At 34.8% G+C, this 18,004-nt stretch carries 15 protein-coding genes; 11 read left to right on the forward strand and 4 right to left on the reverse strand.

Annotated elements, in window-relative coordinates; genetic code table 11:
* Positions 1-28: 28 nt before the first annotated feature.
* The 7 genes from Q1W72_RS13490 (at position 29) to Q1W72_RS13520 (ending at position 11,984) form a co-directional block, all read left to right on the forward strand.
* Positions 29-3,085: a TonB-dependent receptor gene (locus Q1W72_RS13490; protein ID WP_302135818.1), complete on the forward strand. Its 3,057-nt coding sequence runs from the start codon at positions 29-31 to the stop codon at positions 3,083-3,085.
* 11 nt (positions 3,086-3,096) lie between these two features.
* The gene (locus Q1W72_RS13495; RefSeq protein ID WP_302135819.1) at positions 3,097-4,575 is read left to right on the forward strand and encodes a RagB/SusD family nutrient uptake outer membrane protein; all 1,479 of its coding nucleotides are present in this window, start codon (positions 3,097-3,099) and stop codon (positions 4,573-4,575) included.
* 19 nt (positions 4,576-4,594) lie between these two features.
* Entirely contained in the window at positions 4,595-6,190 is a 1,596-nt protein-coding gene (locus Q1W72_RS13500) for a PKD domain-containing protein (RefSeq protein WP_302135820.1), read from the forward strand.
* Between the two features lie 92 nt (positions 6,191-6,282).
* Positions 6,283-7,926, forward strand: a complete 1,644-nt coding sequence (locus Q1W72_RS13505) for a family 16 glycosylhydrolase (protein WP_302135822.1) — start codon at positions 6,283-6,285, stop codon at positions 7,924-7,926.
* A gap of 67 nt (positions 7,927-7,993) precedes the next feature.
* Positions 7,994-10,294, forward strand: a complete 2,301-nt coding sequence (bglX, locus tag Q1W72_RS13510; protein ID WP_302135823.1) for a beta-glucosidase BglX — start codon at positions 7,994-7,996, stop codon at positions 10,292-10,294.
* A 6-nt stretch (positions 10,295-10,300) separates the two neighbouring features.
* Positions 10,301-11,056, forward strand: coding sequence for a glycoside hydrolase family 16 protein (locus Q1W72_RS13515; protein ID WP_302135824.1), 756 nt, complete (start codon positions 10,301-10,303; stop codon positions 11,054-11,056).
* A gap of 343 nt (positions 11,057-11,399) precedes the next feature.
* On the forward strand, positions 11,400-11,984 hold the full coding sequence (locus Q1W72_RS13520; protein WP_099714755.1) for an RNA polymerase sigma factor: 585 nt from the start codon (positions 11,400-11,402) through the stop codon (positions 11,982-11,984).
* 311 nt (positions 11,985-12,295) lie between these two features.
* Here the strand turns inward: Q1W72_RS13520 and nth are convergent, their stop codons facing one another.
* Positions 12,296-12,946, reverse strand: a complete 651-nt coding sequence (nth, locus tag Q1W72_RS13525) for an endonuclease III (protein ID WP_282715984.1) — start codon at positions 12,944-12,946, stop codon at positions 12,296-12,298.
* 89 nt (positions 12,947-13,035) lie between these two features.
* Here nth and bcp point away from each other — a divergent pair, with 89 nt between their 5' ends.
* The gene (bcp, locus tag Q1W72_RS13530; protein ID WP_099714757.1) at positions 13,036-13,488 is read left to right on the forward strand and encodes a thioredoxin-dependent thiol peroxidase; all 453 of its coding nucleotides are present in this window, start codon (positions 13,036-13,038) and stop codon (positions 13,486-13,488) included.
* Between the two features lie 223 nt (positions 13,489-13,711).
* Here the strand turns inward: bcp and Q1W72_RS13535 are convergent, their stop codons facing one another.
* A complete protein-coding gene (locus tag Q1W72_RS13535; RefSeq protein WP_099714758.1) occupies positions 13,712-15,172 on the reverse strand; it encodes a TonB-dependent receptor in 1,461 nt (486 codons plus the stop codon).
* Positions 15,173-15,266: 94 nt separating this feature from the next.
* Here Q1W72_RS13535 and Q1W72_RS13540 point away from each other — a divergent pair, with 94 nt between their 5' ends.
* Genes Q1W72_RS13540 through Q1W72_RS13550 form a run of 3 tightly spaced genes read left to right on the forward strand, consistent with a single transcriptional unit; the run spans position 15,267 to position 16,986 of the window.
* The gene (locus Q1W72_RS13540; protein ID WP_302135827.1) at positions 15,267-16,031 is read left to right on the forward strand and encodes an MBL fold metallo-hydrolase; all 765 of its coding nucleotides are present in this window, start codon (positions 15,267-15,269) and stop codon (positions 16,029-16,031) included.
* 11 nt (positions 16,032-16,042) lie between these two features.
* The gene (locus Q1W72_RS13545; RefSeq protein ID WP_302135829.1) at positions 16,043-16,543 is read left to right on the forward strand and encodes a hypothetical protein; all 501 of its coding nucleotides are present in this window, start codon (positions 16,043-16,045) and stop codon (positions 16,541-16,543) included.
* Between the two features lie 2 nt (positions 16,544-16,545).
* Positions 16,546-16,986: a hypothetical protein gene (locus Q1W72_RS13550; RefSeq protein WP_302135830.1), complete on the forward strand. Its 441-nt coding sequence runs from the start codon at positions 16,546-16,548 to the stop codon at positions 16,984-16,986.
* A gap of 6 nt (positions 16,987-16,992) precedes the next feature.
* On the opposite strand, the gene Q1W72_RS13555 is transcribed toward Q1W72_RS13550, so the two are convergent.
* Together Q1W72_RS13555 and Q1W72_RS13560 are read right to left on the reverse strand one after the other, a co-directional pair.
* Positions 16,993-17,640, reverse strand: coding sequence for an alpha/beta hydrolase (locus Q1W72_RS13555; protein WP_302135832.1), 648 nt, complete (start codon positions 17,638-17,640; stop codon positions 16,993-16,995).
* 4 nt (positions 17,641-17,644) lie between these two features.
* Entirely contained in the window at positions 17,645-18,001 is a 357-nt protein-coding gene (locus tag Q1W72_RS13560) for a hypothetical protein (protein ID WP_302135834.1), read from the reverse strand.
* Positions 18,002-18,004 lie beyond the last annotated feature (3 nt).

Here is an 18,004-nt window from a genome sequence, read left to right on the forward strand (position 1 = left end):
ATTTTATAATTCACAAAAAATATAAATTATGAAGTCAAACTATCTACTAATCCTTTTTCTATTTCTATCCTCTTTTGGTTTTGCCCAAGGATATGATCTAGGAGGAGTTGTTAAAGAAACCGGTTCTGGTTTACCTATACCTGGAGTAAATGTTCAAGTTAAAAATTCAACTATTGGGACGGCGACAGACATGGATGGTCGTTTTTCTCTAAAAGGAGTTTCGTCTGGCGCAACTTTAATATTTTCATATTTAGGATTTAAAAATTTTGAATATAAAGTAGTATCTAATAGTAGTACTCTTTCTATTTCGTTACAGGAAGATTCTAAAGTATTGGATGAAGTTGTAGTAATTGGATATGGAAGTCAAAAAAAGCGAGAAGTAACAGGAGCAGTTTCTGTGGTAGACAGCAAAACTTTAGAAGCTTTAAAACCCGTTAAAATTGAGCAAGCTTTACAAGGAACTGTTTCCGGAGTGAATGTTACAACTACTTCGGGTGCTCCGGGTGCCGCTTTGGATATTCGCATCAGAGGTATTGCAACCAATGGTGAAAATAGGCCAACAACCATCATCGATGGATATGTTGGAGAGCTTGGATTATTAAATCCAAATGATGTCGAGTCCATCACCGTTTTAAAAGATGCCCAAGCAGCTATTTATGGTACTATTGGTGCTAATGGGGTTATTCTTATCACGACAAAATCAGGGAAAAAGAATTCGAAATCAAAAATTAGTTACAATACCTATACAGGTTTTCAGGAAACGTCAAGAACATTACCAATGCTTAACGCTACTGAATACGCTTTATTATTGAATGAAAGTTATGCTAATGGTGGTAACGCAATTCCTTTTCCTAATGTTTCTGGTTTAGGCAAAGGAACAAACTGGCAAAATGAAGTTTTCAGCACCAGTGTTCCTATTATCAATCATGATATTTCCTTTTCTGGTGGATCAGATAAAATTACCTATGCGGTAAGTGGTTCTCATTTAGATCAGGAAGGAATTATTGGAGAAAGTAAATCTGGGTTTTTAAGAAATACAGCAAGAGTTTCTCTAGGTGCTGATGTTACTGAGAAATTGAAATTGAAAACAAACGTAATCTATACTTATTTTAATAGAAAATCATTAAACGAAAGTGGTTTAGGTTCTGTTTTGTTCAATGCTTTGAATACACCATCAACACTAACACCGTATGATGCAAATGGGGATTTTACAAAAGTGCCTACAAATACTGGGTTAGGAATTGAAATTATAAATCCATTGGCTCAAATTGCAAATACTTATAATGACTACAACTTCAAAAAAGTCAATGGTAATTTCGGATTAGATTACAAGGTTTTCAAGGATTTTACCATTTCGAGTTCAATTGGTTTTAATACATCAAACAGCGAGTCTAAATCGTTTGCCAAGCAAATTCTATATTGGATAAATCCTTCGGATAAAGTATTTGATGTTTTGAGAAGTTCGGTTTCCCAAAGTGCCATTAATGATAATGACTATTCATTTGATTTATTTGGAACCTATACTAAGAAAATTGGAAATCACAATGTAGTTGCAACTGTAGGAAATACTATTTTCAAACAATACGGAAACGGGTTATTTGCAACTGGATTTGATGTTCCTTACAATTCATGGGAATTTGCAGATATAGCATTGACAAAAGGGATTTCTGAAACTGTACCAAACGGTTCCTATAATTACGACGAACGAAGACTTTCTTATTTTGCAAGAGCACAATATGATTACAAAGGGAAGTACCTTTTTTCTGCGATGATACGACGTGATGCTTCGACAAAATTTGGACCAGGAAATAAAGTGGGTTATTTTCCATCTTTTACAGCAGGTTGGGTAATTTCTGATGAAGGTTTCTTTGGAGAAGACAAACTAATAAACTTCATGAAATTGAGAGGAAGCTACGGTACTTTAGGAAATGACCAGATTCCAAACAATGGTTATGTTTCGCAATTAAGCGGAGAAGCGACCTATGTTTTTGATGATGTTTTAGTGAATGGTTTAGCTACAGGACAAATTCCAAATCCAAATTTGAAATGGGAAGAAGCCAGAAAATTTGACGTTGGTTTAGACCTTAAGTTGATACAAAATAAAGTTTCTATTGTTGCGGATTATTTTATTGATACCAGAGCCGATTTGTTAATTCCATTTATACCTGTCTCAGGAATCAACGGAACAGCAGCTCCTGGTGCAGGTTCGCCAACAATCAATGCAGGAACGGTAAGAAACTCAGGATTAGAGTTTGCTATAGATTACAAGAACAAATTCTCGGAGAATTTTTCGATGAGTGTTGGGTACAATGTTACGTTCCTTAAAAACGAAGTATTAGCCGTAAACAACGGGATAGGATATATTGAAGGAGGTTCATTTGGCGTAGGCCAACAAGCACCTTCAAGAATGGAAGTAGGTCAGCCAATAGGTTATTTTTATGGCTACAAAACAGACGGAATTTTTCAAAACCAGTCAGAAGTTGATGCACATCCGTCTCAATTATCTTTGGGTGCTGACGCCAGTCCTGGAGACCTTCGTTTTGTAGATGTAAATGGAGACGGAATTCTTAATTCAAGCGACAGAACGAATATTGGAGATCCAATTCCTGAAGCTACAATGGGTTTCAATTTACAAATGAATTACAAAAACTTTGATTTTGCAGTCTATACTTTTGCTTCCGTAGGAAATGATATGGTGAGAAATTACGAAAGAAACCTTACAGATGTCAATCGACTTAATTATGTTTTAGACCGTTGGACTGGCGAGGGAAGTACTAATACTACTCCAAGAGTGACTACAAGTGCTACAGGAAATTCTACTTTCTCCAGTTATTTTGTTGAAGATGCTTCTTATTTAAGAATCCAAAACATGCAGTTGGGATATTCAATAAATTCTAAATTTTCTGAAAAAGCAGGAATCACAAAACTGCGTTTGTATGCGGGTGTAAATAATTTATACACGTTTACAAAATACAAAGGTTTTGATCCGGGTGCTTCTAATGGAGCTCCAATTGGCGGAGGAATTGACTATGGTTTTTATCCAATCCCAAGAACCTATTTGTTAGGTTTAAACATTAATTTTTAATTCGTATTAAAATGAAAAAGTATCTATTTATTACCCTTATATCGATAACAATCTTCTCAACTGTAACCATTTCCTGTAGTGATGATTTTGTGGATCGACCTATAGAATATTCGATTGATTCTGAGAATTATTTTAATTCAAAATCAGATTATGACAATGCTTTAATTGCAGCGTATGATTTGTTGCAAACTACATATCTAAATGCATTGTTAGGCGAAATAGCTTCCGATAATACTTTGGCCGGAGGCGAAAGTCAATCGGATACTCCGGGTTTTCAGCAAATTGATGATATGATTCACACACCCGTGAACAGCAATCTAAAAAACTTATGGGACTGGATGTTCGCAGGAGTTCAAAGAGCCAATTACATTTTGGAATTCAAAGACAAAACAGATTTTGAAGGAAAAAATCAAGTGATTGGTGAAGCTCGTTTTCTTAGAGCCTATTATCATTTTGAATTAGTAAAATGGTTTGGTGGAATCCCATTGAAAGGGGATGCAAGGTTCAGCTCTGGTGACGAGAAAATAATTCCGCGTTCATCCGTTTCAGAAGTGTATGCTTCAATTGAAGCCGATTTAATTTTTGCTTCTGAAAACTTATCTGCAACAGCAGCACAAAAAGGAAGAGCAACAAAAGGCGCGGCATTAGCATTATTAGGAAAAGCATATTTGTACCAAAATAAATATCCACAAGCGGTAGCAACTTTCGAAAGTTTAATAGGAACTTCTTCGTATTCATTGGTTTCAGATTACAATACTATTTTTGAAAATGCTGGAGAGAATGGATTAGAATCGGTTTTCGAAGTACAATACACGGATGTTGAAGGTGCTGGTTTTGGATGTCTCCAATGTAGCGAAGGAAATGTAGCCGTGGGTTTTAGTGGACCAAGAAATTATTCAGGTGATTTATTTACTTCGGGTTTCAGTTTTAATGTTCCAACTCAGAAAGTCGTAAACGCATTTGAAGCCGGAGACAGAAGAGAAGCGGTAGCAATATTAGATATTGAAGCTTGGGCGACAGCAACAGGAGCCACTTTTGGAAAAGGATATGAACATACTGGTTTTTTCAACAGAAAATACATTCCAAGAAAAAGAAGTGCCAACGCACAAGGAGATTTAAACCTAACTAATCCTAATAATTACAGAGCCATTCGCTATGCAGATGTTCTTTTGATGGCGGCCGAAGCTTACAATCGCGGAGGAATCGATGATACTAAAGCAAGAGGATATTTGAACCAAGTTCGAAGACGTGCTTTTGGCGATTTGAATCATGATATTTCTTCTTCTGGAGCAGCTTTGACTGACTTTATTTTGGCAGAAAGAAGAGTGGAATTAGTTGGTGAAGGACACCGTTTCTTCGATTTAGTACGAACTGGTAAAGCAGCTCAGGAAATTACTGGATTTACAGCCAACAAAAATGAATTGTTTCCAATTCCTATCGAGGAAATTCAATTTGCAAATGGAAATTGGCAACAAAATCCTGGATATTAAAAACTAATATTATTTAAATATGAAAAACTTAAAATTAATACTAAGTCTTTTTGCTCTAATCCTCTTTTTAGGATGTTCAGACGAAAATAATGACGTAGATCTGGATGAAGTAAATGCTCCTTCAAATATATCTGCTCTGACGACCATTACTCAGGATAACTCAGGAAATGTTACTTTTTTGCCTCGTGGCGAAGGAGTTACTCAATTCGAAATTTATTTTGGTGACACAACTACAGCTCCTGTATATGTAAATCCAGGCGGTACCATTACTCATAAATATAAAGAAGGTAAATTTCAGGCAAAAATTGTAGGGGTAACTATAAATGGTAAAAAAACTGAAACGATTCAAGAAGTAACAGTTTCTTTTTTGGCACCAACCAATTTTGAACCTACTATAACTATTGGAAGTAATCTTTCAATTAATGTAACCGCCAAAGCGGAATTAGAGACTTTCTTCCAGGTTTATTTTGGAGATGTAGCAAATGAAGTTCCGGTAGATTTCATGCAAGATGAGGTGATTACGCACACGTATTTAAATCCGGGAACGTATCAAGTAAAAGTGGTTGCACTAAGCGGAGGAGTTGCTACGACACAAAAAACACAAAGTGTAACAGTAACTAATTTATTCGCTGCGCCAGTTCCTACAATTCCGGCAGCAAATGTCATTTCAATGTTTAGCGACAGTTATACAAATGTTGCGGTTGATACTTGGAGAACTTCTTGGTCACAGGCAAATTTAGAAGATATTGATATTAGTGGCAACAAAACTAAAAAATACAGTGCTTTGAATTTTGTTGGTATTGAAGCGACTACAACTCCAATCAATGCTTCGGCTATGACTTTCTTTCACGTTGATATTTGGTCTTCTGATTTTACAGAGTTTAAAGTTAAACTAGTCGATTTTGGAGCTAATGGAGCTTTTGGTGGAGGAGATGATAAAGAACATGAAATCACGATTTCTAATCCTGAAAAGGAGAAATGGGTGAGTTTAGATATTCCGTTAAGTGACTTCACCGGATTGACTACTCGTTCTCATATTGCTCAATTAATCTTTGTTGGTGCGCCTTCTGGAAATACTACGGTTTATGTGGATAATGTTTTCTTTTACAATCAAGCAGGTTCAATCACAGCTGCTCCAACTCCAAGTGTAGCGGCATCCAAAGTAATTTCTATGTTCAGCGACGCCTATACAAATGTAACTGTTGACACCTGGAGAACTTCTTGGTCAAGTGCCACGCTGACGGATTTGAGTATTAATGGAAATGCAACAAAAAAATACAGTGCATTGGATTTTGTTGGAATAGAAGCGACTACAACGCCTATAAATGCTACTGCAATGACGCATTTTCACACTGACGTTTGGTCCTCAGATTTTACACAGTTCAAAATAAAATTAGTCGATTTTGGTGCGAATGGAGCTTTTGGAGGAGGAGATGATGTAGAACATGAAATTACAATTTCGTCACCAGCTAAAGGATCTTGGGTAAGTTTAGATATTCCGTTAAGTTCCTTTACAGGATTAACTACGCGAGCACATATTGCACAGTTAATTTATGTGGGAGCGCCTTCTGGAAATAACACTGTTTATATAGATAATGTTTATTTTCATAATTAATAAAAACACAAAAAATCAACTAATTATGGATTTAAAATGAGTTTGTATAAAACGAGTATCCTAACTACATTTTTTTAAAAAAAATATTTAAAATGAAAAAAATAATCATAAATATAGTATCCGTTTTTGTCCTTCTTTTGATGGTCAATTGTCAGGAAGATAATTTAGGTTTTGGAGCATTAGACACGCCAACAAATCTTCAAGTTACAGCGGAAATAATAGGGAAATCAGCTGCATTTCCAAACGGAGATGGTTCCGGAAAAGTAAAATTTACCAGTACTGCAGAAAATGCTATTTCGTACAAGTACATTTTTAGTGATGGGACTTCAAAAAATTCACCAAGCGGTATATTCGAAAATGCTTTTGCAAAACCAGGTACAAATACGTATACAGTGACTGTAATTGCTTCTGGAGCAGGAGGAGTAGCTACTAATGTTACTTTGGAAGTAACAGTTTTTAGTAATTTTAAAGATGAGCAAGCAGTACAATTTCTAACAGGTGGTGCTTCCAGAAAATGGTATTGGGCACAAACAGAACTAGGGCATTTGGGCGTTGGTCCAAACGTAGCGTGGTCTGATCCTACTTTTGGAACAAAAAATTATTACCCGGATTTTTACTCCGCTAAAGCCAATGAGAAATCAGCTACCTGTTTGTACAATAGTATAATGACTTTTTCTTTAGTTGGTGATCAAATGAAATTTGAGTTGGATAACAAAGGTCAAACGTATTATAATGGTGCTTTTAAAGGCGGTGGAGAGGATGCCTGTTATGATTTAAATACCAGTGGAGCAAAAACTGTGACTTTGAGTAAGTCAGACTCTTTTGTGACAATGAATCCGGATAGTGCCACGCAGACCAGAGGGACTACAATAAATATTGCTGACGGAGGTTTTATGGGCTATTATGTTGGGTCTAGTTCTTACGAAATTCTATCAATTACAGATAATCGTATGGTTGTACGAGTGATTCAGTCAGGAAATCCATTTTTGGCGTGGTATCATATTTTTACAACAACGATTCCTGGTACAGTTGTAACTCCAACTCCGACTGCAAATTATACCGTTTTGAAATTTTCTGACGAATTTAATATTGACGGTGCTCCGGATCCTACAAAATGGGGATATGACCTTGGTGCTGGCGGTTGGGGTAATGGCGAAGCCCAAACCTATACAAGCGCTTCTGATAATGTAATTGTTCAAGGTGGAAATCTAAAAATTACGGCTAAAAAATCAGGAACAGGTTATACTTCCTCAAGATTAAAAACAGAAGATAAATATGAATTTACCTATGGTAAAATTGAAGTAAAAGCAAAATTACCTGTTGGTGGTGGAACTTGGCCAGCGATTTGGTCTTTAGGACAAGATTATAAAACTAATGCTTGGCCAAAATGTGGTGAAATTGATTTCATGGAGCACAAAGGAAATGATCCGAATGTAATTCACGGGACATTACATTATCCGGGTAATTTTGGTGCAAACCCAAACACAGCTACAACAACAATAACAAATGCATCTACTGAATTCCATATTTACAAAACAATCTGGAGTCCTACTTCAGTTCAGTTTTATGTAGATGATAAGCTCTTTCATTCTTTTGTCAATAGCGCTTCAGTGCCTTTTAATAGTGATTTTTTCTTAATATTGAATGTGGCAATGGGAGGGAGTTTTGGAGGAGCAATTGACCCTGCTTTTTCGCAGTCTTCAATGGAAATTGATTATGTAAGGATTTATCAATAAAATATGTAATGAATTTATAAAGGTCGGTTCTTTTACCGACCTTTTAATTATAACAAAAAGGATAAAGATGAGAAATAAATCCCTGTTAGCATTATTTGCTATTACAGCTTTAATAGTTGCAGGCTGCAGCAATAAAATTTTAAAATCACCTGTTTCTTATTCCAAAGAAAATGTTTTAGAGACTAAAGTAGATTCTGTACTCCAATTGATGACTCTGGAAGAAAAAGTGGGACAACTCAACCAGTATAATGGATTTTGGGATATTACAGGTCCAACTCCAAAAGAAGGTCAGGCAGCTAAAAAATACGAAGACCTGAAAAAAGGTTTAGTGGGATCGATGCTGAATGTAAAAGGAGTTAAAGATGTAAAAGCGTTGCAAAAAATTGCGGTAGAACAAACACGATTGGGAATTCCGTTACTTTTTGGATTTGATGTCATTCACGGCTATAAAACCATCAGCCCAATTCCACTGGCCGAAGCAGCAAGTTGGGATTTAGAAGCAATAAAAAAGTCGGCGGCAATAGCGGCAGAAGAAGCAGCTTCCGTAGGACTGAACTGGACTTTTGCACCCATGATTGATATTTCCAGAGATGCCCGCTGGGGTCGTGTAATGGAAGGAGCAGGTGAGGACACTTTTTTAGGAAGTAAAATTGCCGTAGCTCGTATACAAGGTTTTCAAGGCGAAGATTTGGCTGCTACGAATACTATTTTGGCTTGCGCCAAACATTTTGCAGGATATGCGTTTGCAGAATCAGGAAGAGATTATAATACGGTAGATATAAGTGAAACCGTGTTGCAGAATACAATTTTTCCTCCTTTTAAAGCGGCGGTTGATGCAGGTGTTCGAACGTTTATGAACTCTTTCAATGAATTGAATGGAATTCCCGCAACAGGAAATGCCTATTTACAAAGAGAAGTTTTAAAAAGAGATTGGAAATTTGAAGGTTTCGTAGTTTCTGATTGGGGTTCTATCAACGAAATGATACCACATGGTTATGCAAAAGACAGTAAACATGCTGCTGAAATAGCAATTAATGCCGGTTCAGACATGGATATGGAATCTAGTGCGTATGTGGAACATTTGGTAGCATTAGTGAAGGAAGGTAAAGTCAAAGAAAGTGATATTGATGATGCTGCAAGACGCATTTTGAAAGTAAAGTTCGAATTGGGTTTGTTTGACGATCCATACAAATATTGTGATGAAAATCGAGAATTGGCAACCGTTGGGAAACAAGATTTTCAAGATGGAGTTTTGGATGTAGCCAAAAAATCGATTGTGCTTTTGAAAAATGAAAAGGAAGTATTGCCTTTAAAAAAATCAGGTCAAAAAATTGCATTAATCGGTGCTTTGGCAAATGATAAAACGAGTCCTTTGGGGAGTTGGAGAATCGCTGCTGACGATAATTCGGCAGTTTCAGTTCTGGAAGGATTACAAAAGTATTCAGGGAACCAACTTACTTATGCTAAAGGAGCTGATGTAGCCGAGGGAAGAACACAATTCATTTGGGAAACTAAAATCAATAGAACTGATAAGAGCGGATTTGCAGAAGCCATTGCGGTTGCAAAACAAGCCGATGTGGTAGTTATGGTTTTGGGAGAACACGGGTTGCAATCAGGCGAGGGAAGAAGTAGAGCAGATTTAGGTTTGCCGGGTGTTCAACAAGAATTATTGGAAGCAATTTATAAAGTCAATCCTAATGTTGTTTTGGTTTTAAATAACGGCCGCCCATTAGCGATTCCTTGGGCTGATGAAAATATTCCTGCAATTGTTGAAGGATGGCATTTAGGAACGCAAAGTGGTAACGCAATAGCACAAGTTTTATACGGTGATTATAACCCAAGCGGAAAATTGCCAATGACTTTTCCTAGAAATGTAGGTCAGGTTCCTATTTATTACAATTATAAAAATACAGGAAGACCGGTTATGAACGAACCCGAAAGTGTATTTTGGTCGCATTATATTGATGAAAAGAACACGCCTTTGTATCCTTTTGGTCACGGATTAAGTTATTCTAAATTTGAATACTCTAATTTGCAATTATCATCTAATGCATTTGCTAAAAATGGTAAACTAGAAGTTTCAGTAACTATAAAAAATATTGGAAAAGTTACCGGAAAAGAGGTTGTTCAATTGTATATTAGAGATTTGATAGGAAGTATTACCCGTCCGGTAAAAGAGTTGAAAGCATTCGAAATGATCGAATTGCAGCCTAACGAAGCAAAAAAAGTAGTATTTTCAATCGATGAAAAAACAATTGAATACTTCACAGCCAATAAAAAATGGGAAGCAGAAGCAGGTGACTTTAAAGTATTCATCGGAGGAAGTTCAGTAACAAAGTTGGAAGGCGATTTTCAATATTCTAATTAAAATAAAATGAAAAAAATACTAATATTATTGCTTGTGGTTAATTTTTCTTTTGCACAACAGAACAAACGAAAACTAGTCTGGGAAGAAAATTTTGACGGCACCACATTAAACGAAAATAATTGGAATTTTGAGCTTGGAGATGGCTGTCCTAATTGTGGTTGGGGAAACAATGAACGACAACTGTACACGAAACAAAACCACACGGCAGCTAAAAATCAGTTAGTTATCACGGCCAAAAAGGTAGGTGATAAATACACTTCGACACGGATTACCACCAAAGGCAAAAAAGAGTTTCAATATGGACGCTTCGAAGCTAGAGCAAAGTTGCCTGTTGGGCAAGGAGTTTGGCCGGCTTGGTGGATGTTGGGTTCAAATATCAGTGAAGTCGGTTGGCCAAAATCTGGAGAAATCGATATTTTGGAATATGTAGGGAAAGAACCCAATATGGTTTTTACTTCTTTGCATACACAAGACAGTCATGGAAACACTATAAATACCAAGAAAACAAGATTTGATGCTATCGAGGAAGGTTTTCACATTTACGCTGTAGAATGGACGAAAGATAAAATTGATTTTTTTGTAGATGATACTTTAGTGTATACTTTTCAACCTGAAAATAAAACAGAAGCGATTTGGCCATTCAACCAACCCTTTTATTTTATTGTCAATATGGCTATAGGAGGAAATTTTGGAGGCCCCGAAGTGGATGACACTATACTTCCGCAGGATTTTATAGTTGATTACATTCGAGTCTATCAATAATCAGAAATGATAAGTAAAATAATTAAAAATAAAACAAGGTTAGGTTGTAATTAATTGATAATCAGACTTTGTTTTGTTTTTTCTAGTTTCAGATTTCATTTTTAGTAAAAGACTCTTAATTATTATTCGTCAGCATCCTATTTTTATAGGAATGTAAAAAAAGAAGAAAAATTTTAACAATTTTCAGTCTTGTTCTGTTAATTTTTATTAATTTTACTTGCATGTTAAAACAATAATTAGTTAAATTTGAAAACTTAACAAACCTAAATAAACACTAGCCTATAATAGAAAACTACTTTTTAGAGACATCTCTTATTTTATTTTAAAACTAAAAAGTATTATTATGGTTAATATACAACTCCCTGATGCGTCATTGGTAAAGGATTATGTCGCAGGTAATGAGGATGCCTTAGCTAAATTAATAAAAAGGCACGAATCAAAAATTTATGGTTTTATTTATTCGAAAATTCCGGATAAAGATATTACCAACGATATTTTTCAAGATACTTTTATCAAAGTAATTAAGACTTTGAAATCAAATTCATACAACGAAGAAGGTAAATTCTTACCTTGGGTTATGCGTATATCCCATAATCTCGTTGTAGATCATTTCAGGAAGACAAAAAAAATGCCCATGTTTAGAGAAACCGAAGAGTTCTCTATTTTTTCCATAATGTCTGATGATTGTCAAACGATAGAGAATAAAATAATTTCGGAACAAGTCGAAATGGATTTAAAAAAACTAATCGAAGGACTTCCGGCTGATCAAAAAGAGGTGTTGGTGATGCGAATGTATCAGGACATGAGTTTTAAGGAAATTTCGGAATCGACTGGAGTTAGCATCAATACCGCTTTAGGAAGAATGCGTTATGCTTTGATGAATTTGAGAAAAGTGATAGACAAACACCAAATTGTTTTGACCAATTAACAATATGTTTAAACTTGCTGCGTTGTAATGTAAAGAAAAATATATATTACTCTATGGCAAAAATTTACTCAAAAAAAGAATCAGTTTCAAAAAACAGGAAACCAAGTAAAGAAACAATTTCTTTCTTATTAAGCTATTCCAAAGCGTTAAGCATAATAAAAATAGACAATAAAAGTTTCGAAATCATATCGAATTAAAAACACCTGATTCCAATTATAGTTGGTCTTAAGCGTATTTAATTTGGTTTTTAAATTATTAAAAAATCCCATTATTTTTAAAAAAAATAATGGGATTTTTTGTTCAATGAGGTTTTATTTTTTGTTGTAGGAATCAAGGACTGTTTTTCTGCCAATTGTTTTAGTGATAATATCTTTGTCTAAATCCCAGCCACGAGCCGGAGAATATTGCCTTCCGTACCAAATAATCTGAAGGTGTAAATCATTCCAAAGTTCTTCAGGAAAAATACGTTTCGCATCTTTCTCTGTTTGGACAACATTTTTTCCATTTGTCAAATTCCATCGATACATCAATCGATGAATGTGAGTATCAACAGGAAAAGCAGGAACCCCAAAGGCTTGCGACATTACAACACTTGCTGTTTTATGTCCTACCGCAGGTAATTCTTCTAAAAACTCAAAACTTTGAGGTACTTTTCCATCATGTTTGTCAATTAAAATATGGGATAAACCATGAATTCCTTTTGATTTCATTGGCGATAAGCCACAAGGACGAATGATTTCCTTAATTTCCTCCACGGACATTTTTATCATATCGTATGGATTGTCAGCCTTAGCAAAAAGTAAAGGTGTAATTTGGTTCACGCGAACATCCGTACATTGTGCCGAAAGTAAAACAGCAATCAATAACGTATAAGGATCCTTATGGTCTAAAGGAACTGGAATCGTTGGGTATAACTCTTTTAACGTATTTATAACAAACGTTACACGTTCTTGTTTATTCATTATTCATTAAATTTGATTTGTAAAGAAAAACAATTTCATTGGCAATAGCAAAATTCAAATTCAATTCAAATAAATAAAAAACATAAATAATGACAACATTAAAAAAAGGAGATAAAGCACCTAATTTTTCTGGTCTGGACCAAGACGGGAAATCACATCAATTAGCGGATTATGCAGGTAAAAAATTAGTCGTTTTCTTTTATCCAAAAGCAAATACGCCAGGTTGCACTGCAGAAGCGTGTGATTTAAGAGATAATTTCGAACGATTCCAAGCTAATAATTATGAGCTGTTAGGGGTTAGTGCCGATGCTCAAAAAGCTCAAGCTAAATTCAAAGAAAAATTTGATTTTCCGTTTCCGTTATTGGCTGATGAAGATAAATCGGTAATTCAGGCTTTTGGAGTTTGGGGACCAAAGAAGTTTATGGGAAAAGAATATGACGGTATTCACAGAACAACATTTGTAATTGATGAAAAAGGAATTATCGAAGATGTGATTTCAGATGTGAAAACTAAGGCTCATGCCGCTCAGATATTGAAGTAAGTGTTCAGTAATCCGTTTTTAGTGTTCAGTTACTGCAATTACAAATAAGTATACAAAAACTGAAATTAAATTTTTACAAACAAAATAAAGTCCAGAGTTGAGATGTTAAATGACCTCAATTCTGGACTTTGTTTTGTAATTTAAATCGAAATTTCATGACTGATTCCGATAGTTATTAGGACTAGCAACTGAACACTAATAACTGATTACTGACCACTATTCGCTAATTGCTTTCCTTCAAAACTTTGTTTGGGTCATACCCAAAAAGGCGGTGTTCTTTGATTATTTCTGCAATACCAGTAGGAAGCATTATTTCCCAACCCGGTTTTCCATTATTAATCATATTTAAAACTTCACGAGAGAAAACTTCTAAAATCGAAGGGTCATAATCATCTATATCAACTACTTTTCCGTTGAATTTAAAGAATTTGTATAATTCTTTCATTCTAGGATGTACTTTTAAGTTTTCTGATGTGATGATTTCTCCGTCTTCTCCAATCATTGGATACAAGAAAACTTTCATATCGCGATAGAATAATTTTCCAAATGCTTCCAAAATTCCACCACTTAAATGACGGTAATATTTCTCATCAAAAATGTCTACTAAATTATTCACGCCCATGGCTAATCCCATTCTGGCTTTGGTATAATTAGCAAAATACTCCACCACTTTATAGTATTCCTGGAAGTTTGAAATCATTACTGTTTGTCCAAGTGAACACAGTAACTCCGCTCTATCCATAAAATCTCTTTCATCAATTTCACCATCAGAACGTAAGTTTGATAATGTAATTTCAAAAACTACTAGTGTGTTTTCGGCATTTACCTTATTCTCATTCAGGAACATTTTCAATGATTTCTCATACATGTCCATGTTCACTTTAGTAACGGGACGAAAACTACCTCTAAAAGCAAGAATGTTTTTCTTGTATAAAATTGCTGCAGGAAGAATGTTTTTACCTTCAGGATTAAACATTACCGCATCAGTCATTCCGTTTTTTACTAATTGTAAACTCATCAAACGATTGTCAACATCTGCAAAACGAGGTCCTGAGAAATTTATAGTGTCTATTTCTAATTGATCTTTATCTAGGTGATCGTATAAATAACGCAACAATCGTTTAGGATCATTGTATTTATAATATGCTCCATAAATTAAGTTTACACCAAGAATACCAAGCGTCTCTTGTTGCAAGCGGACATCAGTTTCTTTAAATCGAATGTGAATGATAATTTCATTATAATCCTCATCTGGTTCAATTTGATAACTAATTCCAACCCAACCATGTCCTTTGAATTGTTTTGCAAAATCTATTGTAGCTACAGTATTGGCATAACTAAAAAACATTTTATTAGGATGTTTTTCTCTGCTCAATCTTTTTTCTATCAGATTTACTTCATGAGAAAGCATTTTTTTAAGTCGGCTTTCGGTTACATAACGGCCGTCTTCTTCAACGCCATATACAGCATCACTAAAGTCTTTGTCATAGGCTGACATTGCTTTTGCAATTGTACCCGAAGAACCACCAGATCTAAAAAAATGTCTTACAGTTTCTTGACCAGCTCCAATTTCTGCAAAAGTTCCGTAAATATTTTCATTTAAATTGATACGTAGTGCTTTGTCTTTAATCGAAGGGATTTGTTCGATGATTTTGTCACCTTTTAATTTTATTTCTGTATCCATTTTCTTTTAATATGGCTAATATGTTGCAAAGTTAATGAAATAGGTTTCTAATGAAAGATAATTAACCCTATTTTTGTAAATAAAAGCAATAAAATTGAAGGTATATTTTTTAGGAACTGGCACATCACAAGGGATTCCTGTTATTGGGAGTAACCATCCGGTATGTAAAAGCACTGATTTTAAAGACAAAAGACTGAGAGTTTCCGTTTGGATTTCTTGGGGAAACCATTCTTTTGTTATTGACTGCGGACCTGATTTCAGGCAGCAAATGCTTTCTTCAAATTGTCAAAAAGTAGATGGAATCCTCTTTACCCACGAACATGCTGACCACACAGCAGGAATAGATGATATTCGCCCGTTTAATTTTAAACAGGGAGAAATACCAATTTATGCACATCAAAGGGTTATCGATAATCTGAGAAGACGGTTTGATTACGTTTTTGAAACGGTAAATAAATACCCGGGCGCACCTTCTGTTGCAACTATTGAAGTTGTCAATAATGAACCATTTCCCCTTGGAAATAAGACGGTGATTCCTATTGATGTAATGCATGGAAATCTCCAGGTTTTTGGGTATCGAATAGATGATTTTGCCTATTTAACGGATGTGAAAACTATTGAAAAAAGCGAAATCGAAAAATTAAAAAACTTAAAAGTATTGGTTATAAATGCTTTACGGGAAGAGCCTCATGATACGCATTTCAATTTGAAAGAAGCATTAGATTTTATAACTTTGGTCCAGCCAAAAACCACTTATCTTACACACATTAGTCATATTATGGGATATCATGAAGAGGTTCAAAAAAACCTTCCTCCAAATGTTTTCCTAGCATACGACAATTTAGAAATTACACTATAATTCAATTTACAATGAAACAGTCATTATTCCTTTATCTCACTATTTTAGCGGTACTTTCTTCGATTTTCACTTATATGTTTTTAAGTAAACAGGTCGAATTTGAACAAAAAAGATATCAGAAAACTACCAAAAAGTTAAGAGACAGTCTACGTTTAGTTTCGAATCAGCTGACTGATGCTAACTATTTTTCTTTGGCAAAAAATGAAAATGCGCAAAATTATTTTGATTCAGGAAGTTCAGAAAAAATAATTCAATACGAGAAATTAATTCCTGTTGTTACTGAAAAATTATTAGATTATAACTCTAACCCAAAAGGAAATCCTTACACTGGGCAAGATCAAATTGGGGCAAATAAATTTATTGTCAATAAAGTAAGAATCCTAAACCACAGATGGATTATTGCAGACTTTAGTGACGGTGAAATTTGGGGTGAGGTTTTATTGAAATATTTTGTGAATGCTGATGACAGTATTTCTTTTGAAGTAAATCAATCATTATTATATCAAAAATAAGCATGAAAAAAGGATTATTGTTCTCGGTAATGATCATTTTTGCTTTTTCTTGTGCAAAACAGATGGATCAAAAAAAGGAATCCAAGACGACAATTCTAAAAGAAGAAAAACCACAATTAGTAGGTGGAGATTTGGATGAACACGGGTGTAAAGCTTCTGCCGGTTATACCTGGTCTATGTTGAGAAAGGAGTGTATCCGAGTTTTCGAAATCGGAACTCGATTAAATCATTATGAACAAGAAAGTGCAACTACATCAGCTTTTGTAATTTTTGAAGCTAATAATGGAAATAAAGCAGAATTGTTTCTGGATACCCAAAAGGAATCTATTATCTTAGAACGAAAATCCGAAGGCCAACCATGGGTTAAGGATGATTGGCAATTGATTCCTTGGAAAGGTTATGTTTTGAAAAAAGCCGAAGAAATTAAATATACAGGACAATAAAATCAGTTAGTTATTTTCTAACCAATTTTTAAAGTCATAAAAATTCTGTGGCGCCACTCCATGACCCACAGGATATTCTTTGTAGGTTATATTTATTCCTAAATTTTCTAGTATTGCAGGTGTTTTTCTAGCCCATTCTACTGGAATTACTTGATCTACAGTTCCGTGTGAAGCAAATATTTTCAAGTTAGCAAAGTTGTTTTTAAGATAATCCTCAGCTACAATTTCTAAATTTAAATAGCCACTCATAGCTACTACTTTTTGAACTTTTTCTGGGTAAGAAAGTGCCACAGCATAACTCAAGATTGATCCTTGGCTGAAACCAACTAGAGCAATTTGTGTTTCATCGATTGGATAATTAGCGACTAACTCATCAATAAAGCCAGCGATTATATCCCTTGAAACTTTAGCTTGCTCATGGTCTGAAAATTTATTTTGATCCGCATCAAAGTTTATCGCGTACCAAGCATAACTGCCGTATTGCAAGTCATAAGGCGCACGTGCTGAGATGATATAATATTCCTCTGGAAGTTCTGTTGCAAATGAAAACAAATCTTCTTCATTGCTGCCATATCCATGTAATAAAAGGATAAGAGGATTTTTGTCTAATTTTATTTTAGGTTCTCGTATTTTATATTCTAAAGATAAATTCATCGGATTATGATATGTTTTTAAGCCATTTTTGAAAATAAGTTCCCAATAAAGGAACTGGTTTTATTTCTCCTTTTATAGCACTCGTAATGCCGTAAGACCATAAAACAAATACAAAAATCCACATAGGAGCCGAAATCATTAAGCTGTCAAAATTGCTGATGATTAATCCCAGTGATATAAAAGTTAATGTGAGACCCAGTCCTTGGCGAATGTGAAAAGAAGCAAATGCATTTTTATCTTCGGAGTTCATGGACATCGCTATAAATACGCCAATTCCTAAAATATAGCTTGTAATGGCGGCAGTTTTTCCCGACTCAGAATTATTATTATTATTATTATTATTATTATTATTATTATTCATTTT

Origin of the sequence: Flavobacterium sp. ZE23DGlu08 (genome assembly GCF_030505335.1) — a bacterium.
In the GTDB taxonomy this organism is placed as follows: domain Bacteria; phylum Bacteroidota; class Bacteroidia; order Flavobacteriales; family Flavobacteriaceae; genus Flavobacterium; species Flavobacterium algoritolerans.